The following is a 24,158-nucleotide window of genomic DNA, read 5'->3' as shown; positions in this document are numbered from 1 at the left end:
TATGCAATTTATGTTACATCAGAAATACCAAACAGCCGATCATATTGCAGCAGCTGGTAGTCCTTGAGGAGCTGCTCATACTGGGTGGTCTCCCAGTGGCTGTAGGCCTTGCCCTGGGTGTCGATGTAGCCCACCGAGGTGAACACGGGCAGCTGCTGCTGCACCTCCTGGAGGAACTTGCCGTACAGATCGGTCTCAATGCCCGCATATTCCAGCAGGTACTGGCCCAGGAAGTTGAGGCTGGTCTCCTGGGGCGCGTCCTCGGCCTCCAGGGGGCGGTTGGACCAGATGAAAAAGGGCACCTGGAACTTGGCCATGTACTGCTCCATGGTCATGTCCGCCTGAGCCACGCCGTAGGCTTTGTCCAGGAACTCCTGCTCCAGAGAGGGGGGATGGTCTCCGAACATGACGATGATGGTGGGCTCCTCATAGGTGGAGAAGTAGTCCACCAGCTCTTTGAAATACTCGTCGGTCTTGTTGGCCAGGGTCAGGTACTGCTCCGCCCGGGGGTACTGGCCGGGGCAGTCGGTGAGGGTCACTTCGGTGGGGTAGTCCGGCTCCTCATAGCCGCCATGGTTCTGATAGGTGACGTTGAAGAGGAACAGGGGCTCCCCGGCCTCCTTGTGCTCAAATTCCCAGATGATCTGCTGGAAGTCGGTGTAGTCGCTGGGGTAGGCGTGCTCGATGAGCTCGGGCACATCCAGGTCCTGGCGGAACTTCATCTCGTCAAACCCCAGCAGCGGATAGGCCTTATCCCGGTTCCAGGACTTCACCTCTCCGGGGTGGAAGGCCAGGGTGCGATAGCCCAAATCCCCCAACAGGGAAGCCATGGAGGGGGTCTCCTGGGTGATGTACTGCTGATAGGGGGCGCTGCCCGAGGGCAGGAAGGCCATGGAGTTGCCTGTGAGGAACTCAAACTCACAGGCGCTGGTGCCAGCGCCGAACACGGAGGAATAGGCGTGGCCAAAGACGGCGTTGTCCAGGGACTTGATGTAGTCCATGACGCTCTCGCTGAGAGACAGGTTGCCGTAGCTCTCAAAGTCCGCCCAGGACTCGTTCATAATGGCGATGACGTTGTACTTCTCCCCGGTCTGGGTGCCGCCCTGCTGGTCGGCGGGGCCCTCCACGTGGAAGGTCAGCCCCTCCCCCTGGGCGTCCTCCACCTGGCTGAGGACGTACTTCACGTCGTCAATGGTGGCGTTGGTGGGCTGCTCCACTTCCATGTACTTGGTGTTGTCAAAAAAGGCGCTGAGGGCTCCATCGGTGCAGTAGCCCACCATCTGCTGCCAGGTGTAGGCCCCCACCTTCATCTGCTCCAGCACGGCGGGCTGGGCAAAGATGAACATCAGGCTCAGGCCAGCCACCACCCCCGCCACACGGGGCATGATGGTCTTCCCTGTGGGCCGGAACTTGCCCCAGGTTAAGTACTTGCGCAAGAGGATGGCCGCCACCAGCAGCACGCCCAACCACAGATACATGTCCTTTGTCAAGCTCAGCTTGTAGCTGCCGGACACCGCTGCCGCCGTCTCCAGCGCGGAGAAGTCCCAGGGGAGAATGGGAGTGCCCCGGAACAGATTGACAAAGTAGTTGGCCATGCCCCATAGGGCGGACAGCAGGTGCACCACCAAGCTGCTCATCACCGGGTACCCAGTGAAGGAGCACAGCAACCAGTACACCCCGGCCAACCACAGCCCGTTGGCCGCCACTGCCATGAGCTTGACGTCTACGAACTTGGTGCCCATGATCAGCTGCATGAGATAAAACGCCGTCACGGGGGTCAGCAGCATCACAGTGAGCAGAACGCCTCTCCTTTTCTTGTCCATTTCTTTCCATTCCATCACAATTTCTCCAGGTTCCTTTCCTTTTTGCATATTCACACAGACTATACACGAATTTTACACAAAAGTCAATTTGCAAAAGGGACAAAAAATTGCCGTAGACCCTGGAAGTCTACGGCAATTCTCCTTGGATTATGAATGATTTTCCACAATTTCACCAGCCCGGTAGGCGGCCACCAGGTCCTTGAGGTCCCGGATTTGCTCCAGCAGCTGACGGCCTACATCCGTCTGCCGAATCTTCATGCGCTGTTCCATGCGCTCGAAGATTTCCGAGCTGGAGGAGATATCCCAGTTCTCATGGATGGCCCGCTCCCGGCCTGCAAAGGGCTGGTGGGAGACCAGGCGCATGAAGTTGGAGTTGTAGATGAGGGTGTACCCGGCAATGCCGGTGGTCTTCTGGTAGGCCTTGCAGAACCCGCCGTCGATGACGATGAGCTTGCCGCCCCCCTTCACCGGGCTCTCCCCCTTCTTGGACTTCACCGGGATGTGTCCGTTGATGATGTGGGAGTGGGCCCCCTCCAGGCCGAACTCGTGGAGGATTTTCTCACACACCTGGGGGTCGTGGTACAGGCGATAGTAGGCGTTTTTCTGCTCGGTCCAGGTGGACTCGTCGGCGATGAACCGCCGCTCGAAGGTGGTCATGCGGTCCCGGCCAAAGATGGGGCTGTTGCGCCCGGCCCACAAAAACCACAAAAAGTCCATGCCGAACTGCCGCTCCGGGGAGCCCACCTTATCATAATAGGCCCTGCGGGCGGCCAGGTCGGCAAAGTCCAGAAACTCCTTGCCCCCCAGGCTGTCGCAGCCGATGGAAAAGCGCATGAACTCTCCCTCTTCGGTCATGGGGATACAGCCGTGGAACAGCAGGTTTCCGTTGAACACCTGGTACAGGCTGCCCTTGGAGTAGAGGAAGCGGACGTGGCGCTGGAGCTTCTCACTGTGGCGGAAGGAGCGGGTGAGCTGGTTGATGAGCTTCTCCTCTTCCGGGGTGAGGGTGTAGGGGTCGGCGGGGTCCACGGTGGGGAAGTCGGTGTCCTCCATGGCGTAGGTCTTGCCGTCCACCACCACCGTCTTGTCCTCGTAGTTGATCTTGTCCAGCAGCAGCCGATCGTCCATGCGGAAGCAGGGGTTGCGCATGATCTTCTGCCCCTCCAGCTTGAAGAGGATGATGGTAATGGCCTTGTACATCTGGGCGGCCAGGCGCTTGTCCCGCTCGTTGTAGTTCTCCTCGTCCTCCCGGCTGAGTTTGACCTCAAAGCGGCTGACGTCACAGTCCTTGTACACCTCGGCGGCGAACACGGACAAAGGGCGCAGAGAGATGCCGTACCCCGTCTCGATGACGTCCAGGTTGTTGTAGCGCAGGGAGTTGACCAGCACGGTGGCCACCAGGGTACGGGAACCGGAGGCGGCGCCCATCCACAGCACGTCGTGGTTGCCCCACTGGATGTCCACGCTGTGGTGGTCCATCAGGGCGTCCAGAATGATATCCGCACCGGGGCCCCGGTCGAAGATATCCCCCACAATGTGCAGGTGGTCCACCGCCAGGCGCTTGATGAGCTGGCACAGCTGCACCAGGAAATCCCCGGCCCGGTCCAGCTCGATGATGGTGGAGATGATATTCTCGTAGTAGTCCCGTTTGTCGGTGTCCTCGTAGTGGGTGTGGATGAGCTCGTCGATGATGTAGGCATACTCTTTGGGCATGGCCTTACGCACCTTGGAGCGGGTATACTTGGAGCTGACCAGACAGCAGATTTCAATGAGGCGGTGGAAGGTCAGGCGGTACCACTCCTCCATGTCCTCCTGGTTCATGCGGCTCTGGAGCTCCTCCAGCTTCTCCCGGGGGTAGTAGATGAGGGTGGCCAGCTGGTCCCGGTCCGCCTTGGACACGCTGGTGGCAAACAGCTGGTCGATCTTCTCCCGCACCACCCCGGAGGCGGAGTTGAGGATATGCTGGAAGGCCTCGTATTCCCCGTGGACATCCGAGATGAAGTGCTCGGTGCCCTTGGGGAGGATGAGAATGGCCTGGAGGTTGATGATCTCGGTGCTGGCGGCCTGGACCGTGGGGTACTGCTTGGCCAGCATGCGCAGATAGTGCAGGTTGTCCTGTTCGCTGCCGTGGGTATTGGTATCCTGGTTCATGTCATAACCTCCTAACTGGTGTGTATGGGGTCCCGGGCCTTAGATGCGGGCCACGCCGCTGTCCCGGGCCGCCTGGGCCACAGCGGCGGCCACGGCGGAGCACACCCGCTCGTCAAAGGGAGCGGGGATGATATAGTCGGGGGTGAGCTCCTCGTCGCTGACCAGCTCGGCCAGAGCACGGGCGGCGGCCAGCTTCATCTCCTCGTTGATATCGCTGGCTCGCACGTCGAAGGCGCCCCGGAACACGCCGGGGAAGGCCAGCACGTTGTTGATCTGGTTGGGGAAGTCGCTGCGGCCGGTGCCGATGACGGCGGCCCCAGCCTCCCGGGCCAGGTCGGGCATAATCTCGGGCACGGGGTTGGCCATGGGGAAGAGGATGGGGTTGGGGGCCATGGTCTTCACCATCTCGGGGGTGACCACGCCGGGAGAGGACACGCCGATGAACAGGTCAGCCCCCACCATCACGTCGGCCAGGGAGCCGGACTTGTCCTGCTTGTTGGACAGCTCCAGCAGAGCCTTCTTCTCGTCGTTGAGGTCGGTGCGGGCCGAGCAGATGGCGCCCTTGCGGTCGCAGATAATGGCGTCGCCCAGGCCCATGGACTTCAGCAGCTTGAAAATGGCGGTGCCAGCGGCGCCAGCGCCGGAGAACACGGCGGTGATGTCCTCAATCTTCTTGTTCACCAGCTTCAGGGCGTTGATGAGGGCAGCGGCCACGATGATGGCGGTGCCGTGCTGGTCGTCGTGGAAGATGGGAATGTCGCACACTTCCTTGAGCTTGCGCTCGATCTCAAAGCAGCGGGGGGCGGAGATATCCTCCAGGTTGATGCCGCCGAAGGAGCCAGCCAGCAGGGAAACGGTGTGGACGATCTCGTCCACGTCCTTGGAGCGGATGCACAGGGGCACGGCGTTGACGTCGCCGAAGGCCTTGAACAGCACGCACTTGCCCTCCATCACCGGCATACCGGCCTCGGGGCCAATGTCGCCCAAGCCCAGCACGGCGGTGCCGTCGGTGACCACCGCCACGGTGTTCCACCGTCCGGTAAGCTCGTAGCTCTTGCTGATATCCTTCTGAATCTCCAGGCAGGGCTGGGCCACGCCGGGGGTGTAGGCCAGGGACAAGGCCTGGCGGTCCTTGACCTCCATCTTGGGCACGGTGTCCAGCTTGCCCCGCCACTGGTAGTGAAGCTTCAAAGATTCTGCTGCGTAATCCATTTGTCTAACTCCTTTTTCCACTCTTCCATCTGGGATGGAAGGAATTGTTATACAATAGTGTTATCATATCACACCATGTTTCAAAATAAAAGGACCCTTCCCACACGTCGCCTACCAAGGTCTCTGCTTTAATCAAACAGGACCTCCCAGTTGGGACTGTGGAACGCATCAAAGCACATGCGGATCTGTTCCTCGTTGTTTTTTCCGTTGCCAATGTTGGCAGTTCCTCCGCCGAGAAATAGGCAAACCCTTGGGTCTCTATGTTTTCTTCAAAGTGGCCGCCAACTACGGTGCATAAGACAAAGATCTTGCATACACCGTAGGGGTATACGGGCAAATTGTGCTTTGACCGGTCCTGTACTGCTATGATTTTGTCCGCAGTGACATCCAGGCCGGCTTCCTCCTTGACCTCTTTGATGGTGTTCTCTTTCACCGAGACATCCACATCGCACCAACCGCCCGGGAGCGCCCATCGGCCGTCATGCTCCTGTACCAGCAGGATTTTCCCCTGGTCAAACATGGCTGCCCTCGTGTCAATTTTCGGCGTTTGATACCCCGTTTCGTTGCAAAACAAATCCTTGACCTTGTTGAGCGGAAGCTCCGTTTGATGGGAAACCATTTCTGCTGCCACCGTTCGGATTCTCTCAAACCGTTCCAAATCAAATTTGTCTTTGGAATAGAACAGGCCTGCCTGTGCGATGCTCTGCAATTCCATGGCCCACTCCAACCACTTTTCCTGTGTGTCCATTTCAAACTCCTCATAAAATTCCGATTTGTTTCCTTGAATATGCCTGTGAATGGAATTGTTGTGCAATAGTGATATCATATCATACCATCTTGCAAAATAAAAGAGCTATGCCCACAGTTTTCACGGCTTCATCTTGTAATTCCATGCCAAACCCTGTATAATCGTTGAGAATATATAACGTCTGAAAGGATGTCCTTATCTATGAAGCTCGGTATTGTGGGTCTGCCCAACGTGGGCAAATCGACCCTGTTCAACGCCATCACCAACGCCGGTGCCGAGAGCGCCAACTACCCCTTCTGCACCATCGACCCCAACGTGGGCATTGTGGCCGTCCCCGATGCCCGTCTGGACTGGCTCAGTGAGTTCTACAAGCCCAAGAAGACCACCCCCGCTGTGGTGGAGTTCGTGGACATCGCCGGTCTGGTGAAGGGCGCCAGCCACGGCGAGGGTCTGGGCAACAAGTTCCTGGCCAACATCCGGGAGTGCGCCGCCATTGTCCACGTGGTGCGCTGCTTTGACGACGAGAACGTCATCCACGTGGAGGGCTCCACCAACCCCATCCGGGACATTGATATCATCGACCTGGAGCTCATCATGGCCGACGTGGAGATGGCCGACCGCCGCATTGACAAGGCCACCAAGGCCGCCAAGGCGGACAAGAAGTTCCTCCACGAGGCCGAGGTATTCCAGGGCCTGCGGGACTGGCTCAACGAGGGCAAGTCCGCCCGCAGCTACCTCAGCCAGGTGGACGAGGAGGACGCCGCCCTCATCGCCACCAGCGAGCTGTTGTCCCTCAAGCCCGTCATCTATGCCGCCAACCTGGACGAGGAGGGCTTCTCCCACCCCGACCAGGTGGAGTACTATCAGCAGGTGTCCCAGCGGGCTGCCGAGGAAGGGGCCCAGTGCATCCCCGTGTGCGCCCAGCTGGAGGCAGAGATCGCCCAGCTGGACGGCGAGGAGAAGGCCATGTTCCTGGAGGACCTGGGCATCGCCCAGTCCGGTCTGGACCGTCTCATTAACGCCAGCTACACCCTGCTGGGCCTCATCTCCTACCTCACCGCCGGTGAGGACGAGTGCCGTGCCTGGACCATCACCAACGGCACCAAGGCCCCCCAGGCCGCCGGTAAGATTCACTCCGACTTCGAGCGGGGCTTCATCCGGGCCGAGACTGTGGCCTTTGAGGACCTGAAGGCCTGCGGCTCCATGGCCGCCGCCCGAGAGAAGGGCCTGATCCGCTCCGAGGGCAAGGACTATGTGGTCAAGGACGGAGACATCATTCTCTTCCGCTTCAATGTATAATCATTTCTCGAAAACGCAAGCATTTTCTCGAGGGGATGCAGCCCGCTGCATGCATAATCGGGTCAAAGGACGACCCGATTCCACACTGGCGGGCTGAGAAGTGTTTTTTCCGAGACGCATGTCCCCGGAAAAAACAGATTTCAATTTTTTCCCGCCTGCGGGCGGAAAACTCTGCCGAGGGCTTTTGTCAATGCAAGATCGTCACGACTCCCTGCATGGTCTTTGGCTTTTTCCATGACAATCTCGGAGGGAACACCTTGTGTTCCCTCCCGGTGTTTTTTAAGTATGGACAACACAAAGAGAAAACGAGAAGGAGAGAAGCAGATGAAACAAACCAAATCCGACACGGTATTCCAGTGGAAGGGTATCCCCCCCACAGGACAGCTCATTCCCCTGGGACTCCAGCACGTGGTGGCTGCCGTGGTGGGCATCATCACCCCCGCCATCCTCATCTCCAACACCTGTAGCCTCAGCGAGGAGCAGAAGACCCTGATGATTCAGGTCTCCCTCATCCTCACCGCCCTGGCCACCCTCCTCCAGCTGTTCCCCATCTTCGGGCGCATTGGAGCGGGTCTGCCCGTCATTATGGGCATCAGCTTTGCCTACATCCCCACCCTCCAGGCCATCGGTGCCGAGTTCGGCATCGCCACCATCCTGGGCGCGGAGATCATCGGCGGCTGTGTGGCCATCGTCTTCGGCATCTTCGTCAAGTGGATCCGCCCCCTCTTCCCGCCCCTGGTCACCGGCACCGTCATCTTCACCATCGGCCTGTCCCTCTACCCCACTGCCGTGAAGTACATGGCGGGCGGGGCTGGCACCCCTGAGTTTGGCACTCCCAAGAGCTGGCTGGTGGCTCTCATTACCCTGGTGGTGGTCATCGCCCTGACCAACTTCACCAAGGGGCTGACCAAGCTGGGCGCCATCCTCATCGGCATGATTGTGGGCTACATCATCTCCATCCCTCTGGATCTGGTGGACTTCTCCTCCATCGGCTCCGCCCAGTGGTTCGCCCTTCCCCAGTTCATGCCCTTTGAGATCAAGTTCGTGCCCTCCGCCGCCGTGTCCCTGAGCATTGTCTACGTGGTCAACGCCGTGCAGACCATCGGCGACCTCAGCTCCACCACCATGGGCGGCCTGGACCGTATGCCCACCGACCGCGAGCTGTCCGGCGGCATCATCGGCCAGGGCGTCATGAGCGTGCTGGGCGCCTTCTTCGGCGGCCTGCCCACCGCCACCTACAGCCAGAACGTGGGCATTATTACCGTCAACCGGGTCATCAACCGCTCCGTGTTCGCCCTGGCCTCCGGTATCCTGCTGGTGGCGGGCCTGATGCCCAAGTTCGCCTCCCTGCTCACCACCATTCCCCAGAGCGTCATCGGCGGCGCCACCATCTCCGTGTTTGCCGCCATCACCATGACCGGCATCCGCATGATCACCCAGGGCGGCTTTACTCCCCGGAAGAGCGCCGTCATGGGCCTGTCTGTGGCCATGGGCGTGGGTATCACCCAGGTGTCCGGCTGCCTGTCCGGCGCTGGCTTCCCCGGCTGGGTGAACACCGTGTTCGGCTCCTCCTCCGTGGTGGTGGCCACCATTATGGCCATCGTCCTCAACCTCATCATTCCCAAGGAAGAGGAAGCCCAGAAGTAAAATGTTTGCCGCCTGGCACAGTGATATGCTCCCCCTATGGAAGACAAGGAATTAGAAAAGTCTTCGATAGGGGGAGTTGTCATGTCCAGGCGAAGTAAGTACAGTGCGGAAGAAAAGTTGAAAATAGTAGAGGCGTGCCTGTCAGGGAAGATTGGAGTATGCGAAGCGGGAGATCGTATAGGAGTGGATGAAAAGAATATCAGGCGGTGGATGAGTCGGTATAAGGCGGAGGGAGTCAGTGCGTTCCTACCATCAGAGCGTAACAGGACATATCCGGCAGAGATGAAGCGCCAAGTCGTAGAGGAGTATCTGGCAGGGAAAGGCAGCTTGCAGGATATATGTGAAAAATATAATATTCGGTCAGATGCACAGCTCCGGAACTGGATTCAGGTGTATAATCGTCATGAAGACTTCAAGACATACAGTGGAGGGAGCCATATGACGAAATCACGAAAAACGAGCCAGAAAGAGCGGCAGATGATCGCAAAGGAATGCCTGGAGAACGGGAAGAACTACGGAGAAATTGCACAGAAATACAATGTTAGCTATCAGCAGGTTTACACATGGGTGAAGAAATTCAGCCAGCTGGGTGCGGCTGGGCTGGAGGATCGGCGGGGAAAGCGTATCGCTCAACAATCTCCTCGGACACCAGAAGAAGAGTTAAAAGCCCGAATCGCTCAGCTGGAACACGAAAACTATATGCTGAAAATGGAGCGTGACCTGCTAAAAAAAGTGAAAGAATTGGAGAGGAGGGATCGCTGGGGCAAGTAAGGCAGGAACGCCAGTACCGTGCAATCCGGGATTGCCACGAAGAATTTCACTATCCCATCGATGCAGGATGCCGGATTCTGCGGGTGTCCCGGGCGGCGTATTACAAGTGGAAGTCCGGCCACAGAAGCCAGCGAACCGCAGAGAATGAGCGTATTGGGAATTTGATAGAGCAAATTCATAATCAGGAGCCAGACAAGGGATACCGGCGGATACGGGATGATTTGGAGCGGTTCCACCAGACACCGGTAAGCGACAAGCGGGTACTGCGCATTTGCCGGGCTAAAGGGATCAAATCTACCATTAAGTACAGCAACCATGGCTGTACAAGACAGGCTTCCAACCCGCAATATCTGGCGGCAAATATTTTGAGGCGTGAGTTTTATGCAGACAAACCAAACGAAAAATGGCTGACTGACGTGACAGAGTTCAAGTACTACATCGGAGCCGAGAAGCACAAACTCTACCTCAGTGCCATTCTGGATCTCTACGATCGGCGAATCGTGTCGTTCGTCATCCGTGACACCAACGACAATGCCCTGGTTTTTGAGACCTTTAACAAGGCTGTAGCTGCCAATCCAGAGGCTCATCCCTTATTCCATAGCGACAGAGGGTTCCAGTACACCAATCGGACGTTCCATGCGAAGCTGGAACAAGCTGGCATGATCCAAAGTATGTCCCGTGTTGGCAAGTGCATTGACAATGGGCCGATGGAAGGCTTCTGGGGTATCTTGAAGCGTGAGCGTTATTATGGCAAACGCTTTACCAGCCGGGAAGCCTTGGTGACTATGATCGAGGATTATATTTTCTACTATAATACCAGGCGATTGCAGCGAGGTCTGGGTGTTCTCACACCGTTTGAAAAGCATGAGATGTATTTTGCCGCATAAACAAACCGCAGATTCTGGTTGGCAGCAATCGCTGCCGTCCAAAATCTGCGGTTGCCACAGCGCCGCAGCGCTGTGATTCTATTATTTTTTTCTTTGTCTACTTGACGGGGGGCGGTTCACAGCGCCGGGCGGCAATCTTTTTTCTTATTTACTTCCGGTGGAGCCAAAGCCGCCCTCGCCCCGGACGGTGTCGTCCAGCTCCTCCTGCTGGGTGAACTGGGCGGTGAGGTAGGGGGCAATGACCAGCTGGGCAATGCGGTCGCCGCACTCCACGGTGCGGCTCTCGCCGCTGTGGTTGTGCAGGGCCACCATCAGCTCGCCCCGGTAGTCGGCATCAATGACCCCCACCTTGTTGGCGGGCGCCAGCCCCTGCTTGGTGGCAAGGCCAGACCGGGCGTACACCAGGCCCACAAAGCCCTGGGGGATGGCCAGGGCCAGCCCGGTGTGAATGAGCACCGTCTGGCCGGGAGCCACGGTGACGGGGCCGTCGGTGACGGCATACAGGTCCGCCCCGGCCGCGTCCACACTGCCATAGGTGGGCATCTTGGCCCGGGGGTCTAACAGCTTCACAGATACAGGTTGTGTCATAGGTGGATTCCTCCAAATATAGCAAGATACGGGCGATACCCCGGCAGCAGAGCTGCCGGGGTATTCTTTACTTTTGTATGGGCTGGATGGTGTGCTCGCCCTTCCACTCCACCACCTGGTGAGCTTTCAGGCTGGAAGGCACATCAATGATGCGCTGGTTGGCAGAGCCTCGGAAGCGCAGGTTTAAGTCCTTGAGCTCCTCCACAAAGCGGCCATCCACCAGCACGTCAATGAGGGAGAGCATCTCGTCGGTGTGCTCGCACCGGGCCCGGCTTTCCTGCCACAGCTCCCCGTCCAGGGTGTAGCCGGAATAGCACCAGATTTCCTTATCCGGGTAACGCTCCTTCACCCGTCTCAGGAAGGGCAGCAGCACCGCCTGGTTGGCGGGCTCGAAGGGCTCGCCGCCCAGCAGGGACAGGCCCTTGAGATAAGAGGGAGCCAGAGCCTCCAGGATTTTGTCCTCCACCTCCGGGGTGAAGGGGTTGCCGTAGCAGAAGTCCCAGGCCTCCTCATTGAAGCAGCCGGGGCAGTGGTGGGTACAGCCGGAGACGAACAGGGACACCCGCACGCCGGGGCCGTTGGCCACGTCCGCCCACTTGATGGTGGCGTAATTCATGCAGCTCCCTCTCTTTTACAGGTGGAGCACCCGGGACTTGATCTCCTTGGTCTTGCCCACGTTCCAGAAGTTCTCGCCCAGGTAGCCGCAGGTGCGGCGGGTGACGTTCATCTTGTTGTGGTCCTTGTTGCCACAGCTGGGGCACTCCCACTGACCTTCCTCGTTGATCTGAATCTCCCCGTCGTAGCCGCACACCTGGCAGTAGTCGCTCTTGGTGTTGAACTCGGCGTACTGGATGTTGTCGTAGATGTAGCGCACCACATCCTCCAGGGCCTCCAGGTTGTGGCGCATGTTGGGCACCTCCACGTAGGAGATGGCGCCGCCGGAGGAGATCTTCTGGAACTGGCTCTCAAAGTGGAACTTGGAGAAGGCGTCCACATGCTCCCGCACGTCCACGTGGTAGGAGTTGGTGTAGTAGCCCTTGTCGGTGACGTCCTCGATGGTGCCGTATTTCTCCTGGTCGATGCGGGCAAAGCGGTAGCACAGGCTCTCGGCGGGAGTGCCGTACAGGGCAAAGCCCAGGCCGGTCTCCTTCTTCCACCGGTCGGTGGTCTCCCGCAGGTGGCGCATCACCCGCAGGGCAAACTCCTCGCCCTCGGGGGTGGTGTGGGAGCAGCCCTTCACCAGGCGGGTCAGCTCGTACAGCCCGATGTAGCCCAGGGACAGGGTGGAGTAACCGCCCTCCAGCAGCTTGTCGATGGTCTCGCCCTTTTCCAGACGGGCGATGGCGCCGTACTGCCAGTGGATGGGGGACACGTCGGAGTGGACCCCCTTCAGGGCGTTGTGGCGGCACATGAGGGCCTCAAAGCACAGCTCCAGGCGCTGGTCCAGTTCCTTCCAGAACTTGTCCTCGTCACCGCCGGAGACAATGCCGATCTGGGGCAGGTTAATGGACACCACGCCTTGGTTGAAGCGGCCCTCGAACTTGTAGTTGCCGTTCTCATCCTTCCAGGGGGAGAGGAAGGAGCGGCAGCCCATGGGGGAGAACACATTGCCCTCATAGTTCTCCTTCATCTTCTTGGCGGAGATGTAGTCGGGGTACATGCGCTTGGCCGAGCACTTCACCGCCAGGCGGGTGAGGTAGTCGTACTTGCCGCCCTTGAGGCAGTTGCACTCGTCCAGCACATACACCAGCTTGGGGAAGGCGGGGGTGATGTACACGCCCTTCTCGTTCTTGATGCCCTCCAGACGCTGAGAAAGAATCTCCTCGATGATGGCGGCGTTCTCCTCCATATAGGGGTCGTTCTCCCGCAGCACCAGGAAGAGGGTGACAAAGGGAGACTGGCCGTTGGTGGTCATGAGGGTGTTGATCTGATACTGGATGGTCTGCACGCCGCTCTTGAGCTCGTCCTTGGTGCGGGCCTTGGCGATCTTCTCCACGGTCTCGTCGTCCAGCTCAGGGGCGGCCTCCCGGGTGCGGCGCAGGTACTTCTCATAGGTCAGACGCAGATACTTGCCCAGGTGGCTCATCTCCACGGACTGGCCGCCGTACTGGTTGGAGGCGACACAGGCGATGATCTGGGTGACGATGGTGCAGGCCACCTGGAAGCTCTTGGGAGACTCGATGAGCTTGCCGTTGATCATGGTTCCGTTGTCCAGCATGTCCCCGATGTTCACCAGGCAGCAGTTGAAGATGTGCTGGACAAAGTAGTCGGCGTCGTGGAAGTGGAGCACGCCGTCGTCGTGGGCCTTGGAGATCTTCTCCGGCAACAGCAGACGGCGGGTCAGGTCCCGGCTCACCTCACCGGCGATGTAGTCGCGCTGGGTGGAGGCGATGGCGGTGTTCTTGTTGGAGTTCTCCTCGGCCAGGTCCTTGTTGTCGTTGCGGATCAGAGCCAGGATGGACTCATCGGTGGTGTTGGCCTTGCGCACCAAAGCGCGGGTATAGCGGTAGATGATGTAAGCTTTGGCCAGCTCATACTTCTCCGCCTCCATCAGGCGCTTCTCCACCATATCTTGTATGTCTTCCACCAGCAGGCGCTTGCGGTCCTTGCTGGCTACGGAGTCGGCGATGGCTTCAATGGAGGCATCGTCCATGCGATAGGGTTCCTCCACCGCCAGATTGGCCTTCTGAATGGCCACGACAATCTTGCTGCGGTCAAAGTCTACAGTAGAGCCATCTCGCTTGATTACTTTCATTTGTAACGCCCTTTCTCCCGTTATTTTTATCCTAGGGCGCATCTGAAAACAAAGAAATCGACGAATTTTCCACAAGCAACGCACAGATACGAGGCAAGAAACGCAGGAATCCTGGATGGATTCCGAGTATTTTTAACGAAGTAGCTGGCGTTGATGGTTGGAAAAGTCAAGAATTTCGACTTTTCAGATCGCCCCTAAGCGGGACAAAGCGGCGGTCGCCCCAGGTGGGACAACACACCGTCGTCATCGCATTCTATGGAATTCAGCCGCCACGTCTTCCAGGGAGTCCGGGATTTCCTCTGGTCGAGTGGCGCTTAGACAGGATACCATATCTTGTGGCTGTTGTAAATAGCGGCTTTGATTATTTCGAAATATTGTGGAGTACGGAATTTATTTCCTTCTCTTCCTCTGGGGACCGTCCCGCCCCCATTGGCATAGAATGTGGTGCACCCTGGCGGTTTCCCATGAGGAAACCCCACCTTTGAAAGGAGCGAATCACATGAACCAGAATCTTTGGCCCACCCAGTCCTGGAACGGGTCTGTCACGGCGGAGGAGTTCGCCGCCCAACAGAATTCCAGCTGTTCCAAGGGCAGCTGTACCTGCAACACCTGCAATACCTGTAACCCCTGTCCCAATCCCTGTCCCGGCCAGACCACACCCATGATCTGCTGCTGCCAGCCCATGCCCACGCCCACCTGTCCCACCCCGCAGCCGGTGGAGGAGGGCTGCTGCTGCAAGCAGTCCTTCCGGGCGGCCCTCCAGCTTTTGTGCAACAGTCAGCTGGCCACCCTGCTGGACTTCAACCAGGCCGCCTTTGTCACCGATACCTACGTGGCAGGGGCCACCATCAACACCACTCCCGCAGGTACCACCCCTTCGGATAACCTGAACACCATGTCCGGGTCCTTCCGCCGCTTCTCCCCCTGCAACTGCGACCTGCTGGAGATCTCCGCCCTGGTGAATACGCCCCCGGAGACTAGCACCGGAGTCACCGCCACCCAGGTGCCCCTGTGCCAGCTCACCGCCGTGGCCCTGCAAACCGCCACCGCCCCCGCCTCCGGGGACATCACCTCTGACCAGGCCACCGCCAACAACTTCCAGACCATTCAGAAGATCCTGTCCCAGTGCCTCACCCCCTGCCCCAACCCCTGCGGGTGCTGCGCCTGTTCCTGCGCCTGCTCCGACGACGAGTGCTGCTGCGCCGCCGGGCTGCTGTCCACCCTGTCCCAGAGCAACCTCAGCCGCAAGGTCACCATCGTGGCCGGGCCTCTGGTGCTCCAGGGGGTCACCCTGCTGGGCACCGTGGGCAACGTGCTGGTGCTGTCCAACTCTGCCAACAACCGCATCTATTTTGTGTGCGTCAACCAGATTCAGTTCCTGGCCTGACCCACCGCACTTCCCCACGAGAGGGGCCGCCCCGGCCCCTCTCGTTAGTCTTGTGAAACTTTTCACCAATTTTCCAATCTTGCATTTACAAGCCCGGACTTTTGATGTATGCTATATGTGACTACCCATGAGATACAGAAGGAGGACTGTACAACATGAGAGGTGTAGAAACCCGTATTCAGGAGATTCGCCACCGCATTTTCCGCGAGGTGGCCCGCATGGCTTATCACACCGAGTGGCCGGTGGAGAAGCGCATTGAGGAGCTGCCCTACAAGATCATTCCCGGTGAGGTGGGCAACTACCGCAACGACGTATTTCTGGAGCGCGCCATCGTCGGCGAGCGCCTGCGTCTGGCCATGGGTCTGCCCTGCCGCGGCGCTGGGGAGCACGCCCCCCTGTCCGACAACATCGAGGCCGCTGCCAAGGACGAGACCTACTACACTCCCCCGCTGATCAACATCATCAAGTTTGCCTGTAACGGCTGCGCGGAGAAGCGGGTGCACGTCACCGACGGCTGCCAGGGCTGTCTGGCTCACCCCTGCGTGGAGGTGTGCCCCAAGGACGCCATCACCCTGGACCGCTTCAATGGCCGTTCCGTCATCGACCAGGACAAGTGCATCAAGTGCGGCCGCTGCGCCGACGTGTGCGAGTACAAGGCCATCATCGTCCAGGAGCGCCCCTGCGCCAAGGCCTGCGGCATGGACGCCATCCACACCGACGCCAACGGCAAGGCGGAGATCGACTACGACAAGTGTGTCTCCTGCGGCATGTGTCTGGTCAACTGCCCCTTCGGCGCCATCGCCGACAAGTCCCAGATTTTCCAGGTCATCCGCGCCATCCAGTCCGGTGAGCGGGTGTACGCCGCCGTGGCTCCCGCCTTCGTGGGCCAGTTCGGCCCCAAGGTCACTCCCGGCAAGCTGCGTGCTGCCATGAAGGCCCTGGGCTTTGCCGACGTGTTCGAGGTGGCCATCGGCGCCGACCTGTGCGCCGTCCAGGAGGCCGAGGACTTTGTCAACGAGGTGCCTGAGAAGCTGCCCTTCATGGCCACTTCCTGCTGCCCCGCCTGGTCTGTGATGGCCAAGAAGCTGTTCCCCCAGCACGCCGACAGCGTGTCCATGGCCCTGACCCCCATGGTGCTCACTGCCCGCCTCATTAAGCAGCAGCAGCCTGAGGGCAAGGTGGTCTTCATCGGCCCCTGCGCCGCCAAGAAGCTGGAGGCCATGCGCAAGAGCGTGCGCAGCGAGGTGGACTTCGTGCTGACCTACGAGGAGATGTCCGGCATCTTCGACGCCAAGCACCTGGACCTGGAGGCCATGGAAGAGGACCCCAACGGCGTCAACGACGCCTCCACCGACGGCCGCAACTTCGCTGTGGCTGGCGGCGTGGCCAAGGCTGTGGCCAACGTCATCGCCGAGCGCTATCCCGACCGTGAGGTGAAGATCGCCAGCGCCGACGGCCTGAAGGAGTGCCGCAAGCTGCTGACTCTGGCCGCTGCCGGCAAGTACAACGGCTACCTGCTGGAGGGCATGGCCTGTCCCGGCGGCTGTGTGGCCGGCGCCGGCACCATGCAGCCTGTGAAGAAGTCCCAGGCCACCGTTGGCATCTACGCCAAGCAGGCCGGACACACCACCGCCACCGGCACCGAGCACATCAAGGAGCTGGACAAGCTGGTGGACTAATTCCCCAAACCGTACATGAAACAAGCCTGTTGCATCCATTATGGTGCAACAGGCTTGTTTTTTTGTTTTGGAGAAATTGACCTCCTCCAACGTCTCATGTTCAGGCTTTCCAGTCTGGTGGGGACGCTTCCCGCTGGGGGTTTCTTTTGAGCGGGCAAAAGAAACCAAAACCCGCTTAGGGCGTTCCCCCCTAAGGACCTCCCTTGGGGTACGGGGCTGGAACTGCGTCAATCCTATGGCCGGCCCAGGCCCTGGTGGGGTCACATAGATGGCCTGGCAAGTCTATAGAACGCATTTCCTTCTCTGTGAGATGGTGCCTCTGTTTCCAGGGCCTTACCCCGGTGTGCGGCGTTCTCGCCGCCGGAAACCGGGCCCCCGATAGCTGGGAACAGCGGCTCACCAGGGTAAGGCCCTGGCGGTAGAAGTACTATCTACAGAGGAGCAGGCACGATTGACAGAATGTCTACGCCATCTATGCCAGGGCCAAAAAGAGAACGATGCACCCTCCACTCAGTACCGCGGGGTGGATTCCACAAGGCGGGGGAAGGCCCCGCCTTTGGCGATTCTTTCCCCGATTTCTCATCGGGGAGAAATCGGGCCCAGCGGAGCGTCCCCGCCAGGCTGGCAGGCCTGAACCCAGACTTGGGAGAAGGTCATTCTCTCAAAAAAGATGGAAGAACCTTCCATAGGCTCTTCCACCTCTCTTATTTTGCGTATTGACTGCGTCCAATCTTGAACAGGTCATTGCCCTGGCTGTCCACGGCCACGGTGAGGGGCAGATTCTCCACCTCCATGCGCTTGACCGACTCGCAGCCCAGCTCGTCAAAGGCGATGACCTGGGCGGTCTTGATGCACTTGGCAATAAGGGCCCCGGCGCCGCCCACGGCGGCAAAGTAGCACGCCCTGTTGCGCACAATGGCGTCCACCACCGGTTGGGCCCGCTCCCCCTTTCCAATCATGGCGGTGAGCCCTAAGTCCAGCAGCCGGGGGGCAAAGCCGTCCATCCGCCCGGCGGTGGTGGGGCCACAGGCTCCCACTGCCATGCCCTGCTGGCCCGGGGTGGGGCCGGCGTAGTAGATGACGGCGCCTTTCAGCTCAAAGGGCAGGGGCTTGCCCTCGTCCAACAGCTGGAAGATGCGCTTGTGGGCGGCATCCCGGGCGGTATAGATGGTGCCAGACAGGAGCACTCGGTCCCCCGCTCTCAGCTCTCCCAGCACCTGGGGCAGCTGGTCCGTGGTCAGTACCTTGGTCTCACTCATGGCTCTCCACCTCTTCCGCCTCTTCGCTCTGGACCTCTTCCTCCTGCGCCTGGTCTCCCTGCTCGCCCTGTTCCTGGAGTCTCTGGGCGGCCTCGTCGGCCTGGTCGAACTGGACCCCCATCTCCCCCAGCTCTCGAATCTGCTGGAAGAGGCGGTCCATCTCGGTTCTCAGGTTGCTGTATCCGCTGAGGACCTGGTCCAGCCACTGGCGGGTGTCGGTCTGAATCTTCTCCGCCTTGGTCTTGGCCTGCTCAATGGTCTCCTGGGCCTTGTGGTGGGCATCCAGCTCCACGGTGGCCACATAGTCCTTGAGCTGGTCGTACTTCTGGGCCATGGGCTCCATCTCGTCCACCTGGCCGTGGAGGCGGCCCAGCTCCAGCCGGGCGGCGGCCAGCTTGGTCTCGGTCTGGCTCAGCTCACCCCGCAGACGGGCCAGAGCCCGGGTGGACTCCTCCAGAGAAGCCCGCACCTTGGCCTCCTCGGCGGATACGCTGCCGTGGGCCTGGCGGAGGGCATCCATTTCCTGCTGAAGCCTGCGCTCGTTCTCCCGAGCGCGCTTCAGCTCGGCCTCCACCCCTGCCATCTCGCTGCGGTGCTGGGCGGCCAGCCGATCCATGTAGTGGAGCACATCTCCCCGGTGAAAGCCTGCCAGAGAGGTGCGAAATCGTTCAATTACGGGTTCCATGTCGGTTCCCCTTTCTCAAAAATTGGCCTATCCGCCCCCTTCCCGGAACAGACCCAGCCCTTCTTTGTGGATATTTTACCACAATCCCCCACATGTGACAATGTTTTTTCCCATTGCCCTTCCACCCTGTTGTATTTTCCTTCAAGCTAGGATATAATGGGCTAGACTTTTCGGAATGTAGGAATTCAAGTGACAAGGAGTATACCATATGGGAAACATCTGGCATGATATGGACCCAAAGCGCATCTCTCCCGAGGACTTTATCGCGGTGATTGAGATCCCCCAGGGCAGCAAGAAAAAATATGAGCTGGACAAGGCCACAGGTATGATCATCCTGGACCGCATCCTCCACACCTCCACCCACTACCCCGCCAACTACGGCTTCATCCCCCGCACCTACGGCGACGACGGGGACCCCCTGGACGTGCTGGTGCTGTGCTCAGAGGACCTGGACCCCCTGACTCTGGTCCGCTGCTACCCCATCGGCTACATCTCCATGCTGGACGGCGGCAAGCGGGACGAGAAGATCGTGGCCATCCCCTTCAATGACCCCACCTATAATACCACCAAGGACCTGTGCGACCTGCCCGCCCACAAGTTTGACGAGATGTCCCACTTCTTCTCGGTGTACAAGGCCCTGGAGGGCAAGGAGACCGTGGCCGGAGAGGTCAACGACCGGGCCGCCGCCGTGAAGATCATTGCCGAGGCCATCTCCAACTACCGGGACACGTTCTGCTGAGCCCGGCATATCATAATATAGACGAGGGAGAACGATTTCATGGATAAAATCATTACCTTTGCCGTCCCCTGCTACAATTCAGCGGCCTACATGGACCACTGTGTGGAGACCCTGCTCAAAGGGGGCGAGGACATTGAGATCATCCTGGTGGACGACGGCTCCACCAAGGATAACACGCATGAGAAGTGCGACGAGTGGGCCGCCAAGTACCCGGACATCATCCGGGCCATCCACCAGGAAAATGGCGGACACGGCGAGGGCGTCAACCAGGGCATCCGCAACGCCCGTGGCTTATACTATAAGGTGGTGGACTCCGACGACTGGCTGGACGAGACCGCCCTGCACACGGTGATGGACCAGCTGCGCCAGTTCGCCCACATGCCCGCCCCGGTGGACATGGTGGTGGCCAACTACGTCTATGAGCACGTGGAGGACAACACCCGCAAGGCGGTAAACTATAAAAACGTGTTCCCCACCGGCCGCATCTTCACCTGGGACGAGATTCGCCACTTCCGCACCTCCCAGTACCTGCTGATGCACTCGGTGATCTACCGCACCCAGCTGCTGCGGGACTGTGGTCTGGAGCTGCCCAAGCACACCTTCTATGTGGATAACATCTTTGTCTACCAGCCCCTGCCCTACGTGAAGACCATCTACTACCTCAATGTGGACCTGTACCGCTACTTCATCGGCCGGGCGGACCAGAGCGTCAACGAGTCGGTGATGGCCGGGCGCATTGACCAGCAGGTGCGGGTCACCCGCCTGATGATTGCCGCCCACGATGTGCTGGCCATCAAGGCCAGTCAGCCCCGCCTGGGCCGGTATATGCTGGGCTATCTGTCCATGATGATGACGATTTCTTCCATTTTTGCCGTGATTGCCAACACTCCAGAGTCTCTGGGGATGCGCACCGAGCTGTGGGAGTATCTGCGGCAGAAGGACCCCGCCCTCTACCGCCGCTGCCGCTACCGCGCCACCAACGCCGCCACCAACATCCCCGGTTACCAGGGCCGAAAGTTGTCTGTTTCACTCTATCGCATGGCTCGAAAAATATACAAATTTAATTGATTCGTCAATCCCTGGGAGTAGAAGCTTCTATTTCCAGGGATTTTGCATAAATTACGCAATTATTTTCCTAGCAGGATGCTACCCCTTTTCTAGTTGCAATTTTACAGAAAGATGCTATACTGTAAGGCGTTGGGGTTCAGGCTGTACACAGCAAATCCATCCCCCAACGATAAATTAGGAGGTTACTCATTTTGCCGGACGACCCATCTATATTGCCCAAGCTTCTGGTCCTCATTGTTCTGATCTTGGTCAACGCCTTTTTCGCCGCCGCCGAGATCGCCGTCATCTCCCTGTCCGAAACCAAGCTGAAAAAGCAGGCGGAGGAAGGAGATAAGAAAGCCAAGAAGCTCCTGGCCTTAACCCAGGCGCCCGACCATTTCCTCTCCGCGATTCAAATCGCCATCACCCTGGCAGGCTTCCTGTCCTCCGCCTTTGCCGCCGACAGCTTTTCCGGTCCCCTTGTGCATTGGCTGGTGGCCCGAGGCGTGACCCAGATTCCCGCCGGGACCCTGAACACCATCACCGTCATCATCATCACCATCATCCTCTCCTACTTCAGCCTGGTGCTGGGCGAACTGGTGCCCAAGCGCATCGCCATGAAGAAGACGGAGGCGGTGGCCCGGATGACCGTAGGCCCTGTGTGCGTCATCGCCACGGTGTGCCGCCCCATCATCTGGCTGCTGTCCAAGTCCACCAACGGGGTGCTGCGCCTGCTGCACATCGACCCCCGTGCCGATGAGGAAGAGGTGTCTGAGGACGAGATCCGCATGATGGTGGATTTGGGCGAGGAGCGGGGCACCATTGAAACCGCCGAGAAGGAGCTCATTGAGAACATCTTTGAGTTCAACAACTCCACCGCCGAGGATGTGATGGTCCACCGCACCGACATGGTGATGATCTGGGCCGGGGACACCCCCGAGGAGATCTTGAACACCATTCGGCAGTCCGGTCTGTCCCGCTTCCCCGTCTACGAGGAGGACGCCGACGACATCGTGGGTATCTTATCCACCCGGGTCTACCTGCTCAACACCCAGCAGGCACACCCCAAGCCCCTGCGGGAGCTGCTCTACCCCGCCTACTTCGTGCCCGAGTCGGTGCGCACCGACGTGCTGTTCCGGGATATGCAGAGCAAAAAGGTCCACCTGGCCATTGTGGTGGACGAATACGGCGGGACCTCTGGTCTGGTGACCATGGAGGACCTGCTGGAAGAGATCGTGGGCAACATCTACGACGAGTTCGACCCCCAGGAGGAGGCCGATCTGGTCCAGTTGGACGACAACCTCTGGCAAGTTTCCGGCTCCTGTGACCTGGACCGACTGGCGCAGGCTCTGGACATCACCTTCCCCGCGGACCAGGAGTTCGATACTCTGGGCGGCCTGGTCTTTGCCCAACTGTCTGTGATTCCCTCCGACGGCGAACAGCTGGAACTGGACGCCTACGGGCTTCACATCAAGGTGCTCAACTTCACCGACCGACGGGTGGAGCTGGCCCAAGTCTCCAAGCTCCCTCCCCAAGAGGAGGAAGCCAAACACTGACCCCAGCATTTCTATTGTAGATGAGCAGGGCTCCTGGCCTTGTTTTTCTAATAGATCTTCTTAGTTATAGTGCGCCACCCCGCACCATTCTCACCCTGTAAATGACAGAACGGAGGAAACATTTCTATGCGAAAGACAAAGATTATTTGCACCCTGGGCCCTGCTTCCGACAGCGAGGAGATGATTGAGAAGCTGATTCTCACCGGCATGAACGCCGCCCGCTTCAACTTCTCCCACGGCACCCATGAGTCCCACCTGGCCGTCCTCACCCGCGTCAAGAACGTCCGGGATCGTCTGGGCTGCCCCGTGGCCACCATTCTGGACACCAAGGGCCCCGAGATTCGCATTCGTTCTTTTGCCAACGGCAAGATCGAGCTGGCCGATGGCGATACCTTCACCCTGACCACCCGTGAGGTGGACGGCGACAACACCATCGTGTCCGTGACCTACCCCAACCTGCACAACGAGGTGTCCGTGGGCACCCACCTGCTCATTGACGACGGCCTGGTGGACATCGAGGTCACCGAAATCAAGGGTCAGGACATCATCTGCAACGTAGTCACTGGCGGCCCCCTGTCCAACAACAAGTCCATCAACATCCCCAACACCCACATCTCCCTGCCCGCTCTGACCGAGAAGGACAAGAGCGATCTGAAGTTCGCCGTGGAGAACGACTTCGACTTCGTTGCCGCCTCCTTTGTGCGTCAGGCCTCCGACGTGGAGGAGATCCGTGCCGTTCTGGACTCCCACGGCGGCCAGCACATCGGCATCATCGCCAAGATCGAAAACCAGGAGGGCGTGGACAATCTGGAGGAGATCCTCAAGGTTGCCGATGGCCTGATGGTGGCCCGTGGCGACCTGGGCGTGGAGATCCCCGCTCAGGATGTGCCCGTCATCCAGAAGCGCATGATCAAGGCCGCCATTGCCCAGGGCAAGCACGTGGTCACCGCCACCCAGATGCTGGACTCCATGATCCGCAATCCCCGTCCCACCCGTGCTGAGGTGTCCGACGTGGCCAACGCCGTGTTCGACGGCACCGGCTGCGTGATGCTCTCCGGTGAGACCGCCTCCGGCAAGCACCCCGTGGAGGCCCTGCAGACCATGGTGGACATCGTCACCACCGCTGAGAACTCCACCAATTACTGGAAGCGCTTCACCAAGTCCACCGTGGACCACACCGCTTCCATCACCGATGCCATCAGCCACACCGCCTGCCTGACCGCCATGGACCTGAAGGCCTCCGCCATCCTCACCGCCACCGAGACCGGTCACACCGCCCGTATGACCACCCGGTATCGTCCCGGCTGCCTGGTGGCCGCCCTGACCACCAACGAGCGTGTCCGCCGTCAGCTGGCCATCACCTGGGGCGTGGCTCCCTACCTGTCCGGCACCGTGGACTCCACCGACCGTCTGTTCTCTCTGTGTGTGGAATCCGCCAAGAAGGAGGGCGTTGTCCAGGAGGGTGATACCGTGGTTATCACCGCTGGCGTGCCCATCGGCAAGAGCGGCTCTACCAACCTGATCAAGGCCCAGGTGGTAAAGTAAGTTCATATTAGCCATACTAAAAGGGGGACGGTGTACCACCGTCCCCCTTCGTGGTCTTGCCAAAGAAGTCCCAGGACTTCTTTGGCGAAAAAGACTGCATGACGGATGGGGCTCGATTTCTGACGAAAAAGTCACCCCACCCGTCATGAGAAGTGTCATTTCCCCGGCACATGCCCGTGGAAATGACAGGATTTCAATTTATTCCGTCATCTGCGGATGACGGAACTCTGCGAGGCTCCGAACCCCGAGAGTTTTTCCACAGCCTGTAAAAGGGGACGGTGTACCACCGTCCCCCTTCGTGGTCTTGCCAAAGAAGTCCCAGGACTTCTTTGGCGAAAAAGACTGCATGACGGATGGGGCTCGATTTCTGACGAAAAAGT

19 protein-coding genes are annotated in these 24,158 nt (G+C 59.2%); 10 read left to right on the top strand and 9 right to left on the bottom strand.

Features of this window, described 5'->3' with window-relative positions:
• Nucleotides 1–8 precede the first annotated feature (8 nt).
• The 4 genes from B5F22_RS06170 to B5F22_RS06155 all read right to left on the bottom strand — a co-directional run bounded on the left by B5F22_RS06170 (nt 9) and on the right by B5F22_RS06155 (nt 5,934).
• A complete protein-coding gene (locus B5F22_RS06170; RefSeq protein WP_087391796.1) occupies nt 9–1,838 on the bottom strand; it encodes an LTA synthase family protein in 1,830 nt (609 codons plus the stop codon).
• 132 nt (nt 1,839–1,970) lie between these two features.
• Nucleotides 1,971–3,974 carry a fructose-1,6-bisphosphatase gene (locus B5F22_RS06165; protein WP_087232578.1) on the bottom strand — a complete coding sequence of 668 codons (2,004 nt, stop codon included), beginning with the start codon at nt 3,972–3,974 and terminating at the stop codon, nt 1,971–1,973.
• A 39-nt stretch (nt 3,975–4,013) separates the two neighbouring features.
• A complete protein-coding gene (locus B5F22_RS06160; RefSeq protein ID WP_087391794.1) occupies nt 4,014–5,186 on the bottom strand; it encodes an NADP-dependent malic enzyme in 1,173 nt (390 codons plus the stop codon).
• A gap of 4 nt (nt 5,187–5,190) precedes the next feature.
• Nucleotides 5,191–5,934 (bottom strand): NUDIX hydrolase, encoded by a 744-nt coding sequence (locus tag B5F22_RS06155; RefSeq protein ID WP_343223928.1) that lies wholly within the window; start codon nt 5,932–5,934, stop codon nt 5,191–5,193.
• A 201-nt stretch (nt 5,935–6,135) separates the two neighbouring features.
• Here B5F22_RS06155 and ychF point away from each other — a divergent pair, with 201 nt between their 5' ends.
• The 4 genes from ychF (at nt 6,136) to B5F22_RS12450 (ending at nt 10,538) form a co-directional block, all read left to right on the top strand.
• Nucleotides 6,136–7,233: a redox-regulated ATPase YchF gene (gene ychF / locus B5F22_RS06150; RefSeq protein ID WP_087391792.1), complete on the top strand. Its 1,098-nt coding sequence runs from the start codon at nt 6,136–6,138 to the stop codon at nt 7,231–7,233.
• 324 nt (nt 7,234–7,557) lie between these two features.
• Nucleotides 7,558–8,880: a solute carrier family 23 protein gene (locus B5F22_RS06145; protein WP_087391790.1), complete on the top strand. Its 1,323-nt coding sequence runs from the start codon at nt 7,558–7,560 to the stop codon at nt 8,878–8,880.
• Nucleotides 8,881–8,916: 36 nt separating this feature from the next.
• Nucleotides 8,917–9,651: a helix-turn-helix domain-containing protein gene (locus B5F22_RS12455; protein WP_204210532.1), complete on the top strand. Its 735-nt coding sequence runs from the start codon at nt 8,917–8,919 to the stop codon at nt 9,649–9,651.
• On the top strand, nt 9,621–10,538 hold the full coding sequence (locus tag B5F22_RS12450; RefSeq protein ID WP_343223929.1) for an IS3 family transposase: 918 nt from the start codon (nt 9,621–9,623) through the stop codon (nt 10,536–10,538). Before B5F22_RS12455 ends, B5F22_RS12450 begins: the two co-directional genes overlap by 31 nt.
• Before the next feature lie 144 nt (nt 10,539–10,682).
• On the opposite strand, the gene dut is transcribed toward B5F22_RS12450, so the two are convergent.
• The 3 genes from dut to nrdD all read right to left on the bottom strand — a co-directional run bounded on the left by dut (nt 10,683) and on the right by nrdD (nt 13,881).
• Nucleotides 10,683–11,126 (bottom strand): dUTP diphosphatase, encoded by a 444-nt coding sequence (dut, locus tag B5F22_RS06130; protein ID WP_087369897.1) that lies wholly within the window; start codon nt 11,124–11,126, stop codon nt 10,683–10,685.
• Nucleotides 11,127–11,193: 67 nt separating this feature from the next.
• Entirely contained in the window at nt 11,194–11,742 is a 549-nt protein-coding gene (nrdG, locus tag B5F22_RS06125; protein ID WP_087391784.1) for an anaerobic ribonucleoside-triphosphate reductase activating protein, read from the bottom strand.
• A gap of 15 nt (nt 11,743–11,757) precedes the next feature.
• On the bottom strand, nt 11,758–13,881 hold the full coding sequence (gene nrdD, locus B5F22_RS06120; protein WP_087391782.1) for an anaerobic ribonucleoside-triphosphate reductase: 2,124 nt from the start codon (nt 13,879–13,881) through the stop codon (nt 11,758–11,760).
• Nucleotides 13,882–14,380: 499 nt separating this feature from the next.
• On the opposite strand from nrdD, the gene B5F22_RS06115 reads away from it, so the two are divergent.
• Together B5F22_RS06115 and B5F22_RS06110 are read left to right on the top strand one after the other, a co-directional pair.
• Nucleotides 14,381–15,268 (top strand): CotA family spore coat protein, encoded by an 888-nt coding sequence (locus tag B5F22_RS06115; protein WP_087391780.1) that lies wholly within the window; start codon nt 14,381–14,383, stop codon nt 15,266–15,268.
• Between the two features lie 155 nt (nt 15,269–15,423).
• Nucleotides 15,424–16,947 (top strand): 4Fe-4S dicluster domain-containing protein, encoded by a 1,524-nt coding sequence (locus B5F22_RS06110; RefSeq protein ID WP_087391778.1) that lies wholly within the window; start codon nt 15,424–15,426, stop codon nt 16,945–16,947.
• Between the two features lie 704 nt (nt 16,948–17,651).
• Here the strand turns inward: B5F22_RS06110 and B5F22_RS06105 are convergent.
• A complete protein-coding gene (locus B5F22_RS06105; protein ID WP_087391776.1) occupies nt 17,652–18,206 on the bottom strand; it encodes a Fe-S-containing hydro-lyase in 555 nt (184 codons plus the stop codon).
• A complete protein-coding gene (locus tag B5F22_RS12275) occupies nt 18,199–18,891 on the bottom strand; it encodes a hypothetical protein (RefSeq protein ID WP_087391774.1) in 693 nt (230 codons plus the stop codon). The genes B5F22_RS06105 and B5F22_RS12275 overlap by 8 nt, the downstream gene beginning before the upstream one ends.
• Nucleotides 18,892–19,099: 208 nt before the next feature.
• On the opposite strand from B5F22_RS12275, the gene B5F22_RS06095 reads away from it, so the two are divergent.
• From B5F22_RS06095 to pyk, 4 genes are all read left to right on the top strand, one after another.
• Nucleotides 19,100–19,630, top strand: a complete 531-nt coding sequence (locus tag B5F22_RS06095; protein ID WP_087234024.1) for an inorganic diphosphatase — start codon at nt 19,100–19,102, stop codon at nt 19,628–19,630.
• A 39-nt stretch (nt 19,631–19,669) separates the two neighbouring features.
• The gene (locus B5F22_RS06090; RefSeq protein ID WP_087234026.1) at nt 19,670–20,698 is read left to right on the top strand and encodes a glycosyltransferase family A protein; all 1,029 of its coding nucleotides are present in this window, start codon (nt 19,670–19,672) and stop codon (nt 20,696–20,698) included.
• A gap of 191 nt (nt 20,699–20,889) precedes the next feature.
• Nucleotides 20,890–22,233: a hemolysin family protein gene (locus tag B5F22_RS06085; RefSeq protein WP_087391772.1), complete on the top strand. Its 1,344-nt coding sequence runs from the start codon at nt 20,890–20,892 to the stop codon at nt 22,231–22,233.
• A gap of 126 nt (nt 22,234–22,359) precedes the next feature.
• The gene (gene pyk / locus B5F22_RS06080; protein ID WP_204210531.1) at nt 22,360–23,778 is read left to right on the top strand and encodes a pyruvate kinase; all 1,419 of its coding nucleotides are present in this window, start codon (nt 22,360–22,362) and stop codon (nt 23,776–23,778) included.
• The last annotated feature ends 380 nt before the right edge of the window (nt 23,779–24,158 follow it).

The organism is Pseudoflavonifractor sp. An187 (genome assembly GCF_002160275.1).
Lineage (GTDB): Bacteria > Bacillota > Clostridia > Oscillospirales > Oscillospiraceae > Enterenecus > Enterenecus faecium.
This window is presented reverse-complemented; position numbering and strand designations above follow the sequence as displayed.

Coding starts and splice junctions, on each gene's coding strand:
- B5F22_RS06165 (WP_087232578.1), bottom strand. CDS start 3,974: ATGAACCAGGATACCAATACCCACGGCAGCGAACAGGACAACCTGCAC.
- B5F22_RS12455 (WP_204210532.1), top strand. CDS start 8,917: ATGGAAGACAAGGAATTAGAAAAGTCTTCGATAGGGGGAGTTGTCATG.
- B5F22_RS06155 (WP_343223928.1), bottom strand. CDS start 5,934: ATGGACACACAGGAAAAGTGGTTGGAGTGGGCCATGGAATTGCAGAGC.
- dut (WP_087369897.1), bottom strand. CDS start 11,126: ATGACACAACCTGTATCTGTGAAGCTGTTAGACCCCCGGGCCAAGATG.
- B5F22_RS06110 (WP_087391778.1), top strand. CDS start 15,424: ATGAGAGGTGTAGAAACCCGTATTCAGGAGATTCGCCACCGCATTTTC.
- B5F22_RS06145 (WP_087391790.1), top strand. CDS start 7,558: ATGAAACAAACCAAATCCGACACGGTATTCCAGTGGAAGGGTATCCCC.
- nrdD (WP_087391782.1), bottom strand. CDS start 13,881: ATGAAAGTAATCAAGCGAGATGGCTCTACTGTAGACTTTGACCGCAGC.
- B5F22_RS06090 (WP_087234026.1), top strand. CDS start 19,670: ATGGATAAAATCATTACCTTTGCCGTCCCCTGCTACAATTCAGCGGCC.
- B5F22_RS06170 (WP_087391796.1), bottom strand. CDS start 1,838: ATGGAATGGAAAGAAATGGACAAGAAAAGGAGAGGCGTTCTGCTCACT.
- B5F22_RS06115 (WP_087391780.1), top strand. CDS start 14,381: ATGAACCAGAATCTTTGGCCCACCCAGTCCTGGAACGGGTCTGTCACG.
- ychF (WP_087391792.1), top strand. CDS start 6,136: ATGAAGCTCGGTATTGTGGGTCTGCCCAACGTGGGCAAATCGACCCTG.
- B5F22_RS06160 (WP_087391794.1), bottom strand. CDS start 5,186: ATGGATTACGCAGCAGAATCTTTGAAGCTTCACTACCAGTGGCGGGGC.
- pyk (WP_204210531.1), top strand. CDS start 22,360: ATGCGAAAGACAAAGATTATTTGCACCCTGGGCCCTGCTTCCGACAGC.
- B5F22_RS06095 (WP_087234024.1), top strand. CDS start 19,100: ATGGGAAACATCTGGCATGATATGGACCCAAAGCGCATCTCTCCCGAG.
- B5F22_RS06105 (WP_087391776.1), bottom strand. CDS start 18,206: ATGAGTGAGACCAAGGTACTGACCACGGACCAGCTGCCCCAGGTGCTG.
- nrdG (WP_087391784.1), bottom strand. CDS start 11,742: ATGAATTACGCCACCATCAAGTGGGCGGACGTGGCCAACGGCCCCGGC.
- B5F22_RS12275 (WP_087391774.1), bottom strand. CDS start 18,891: ATGGAACCCGTAATTGAACGATTTCGCACCTCTCTGGCAGGCTTTCAC.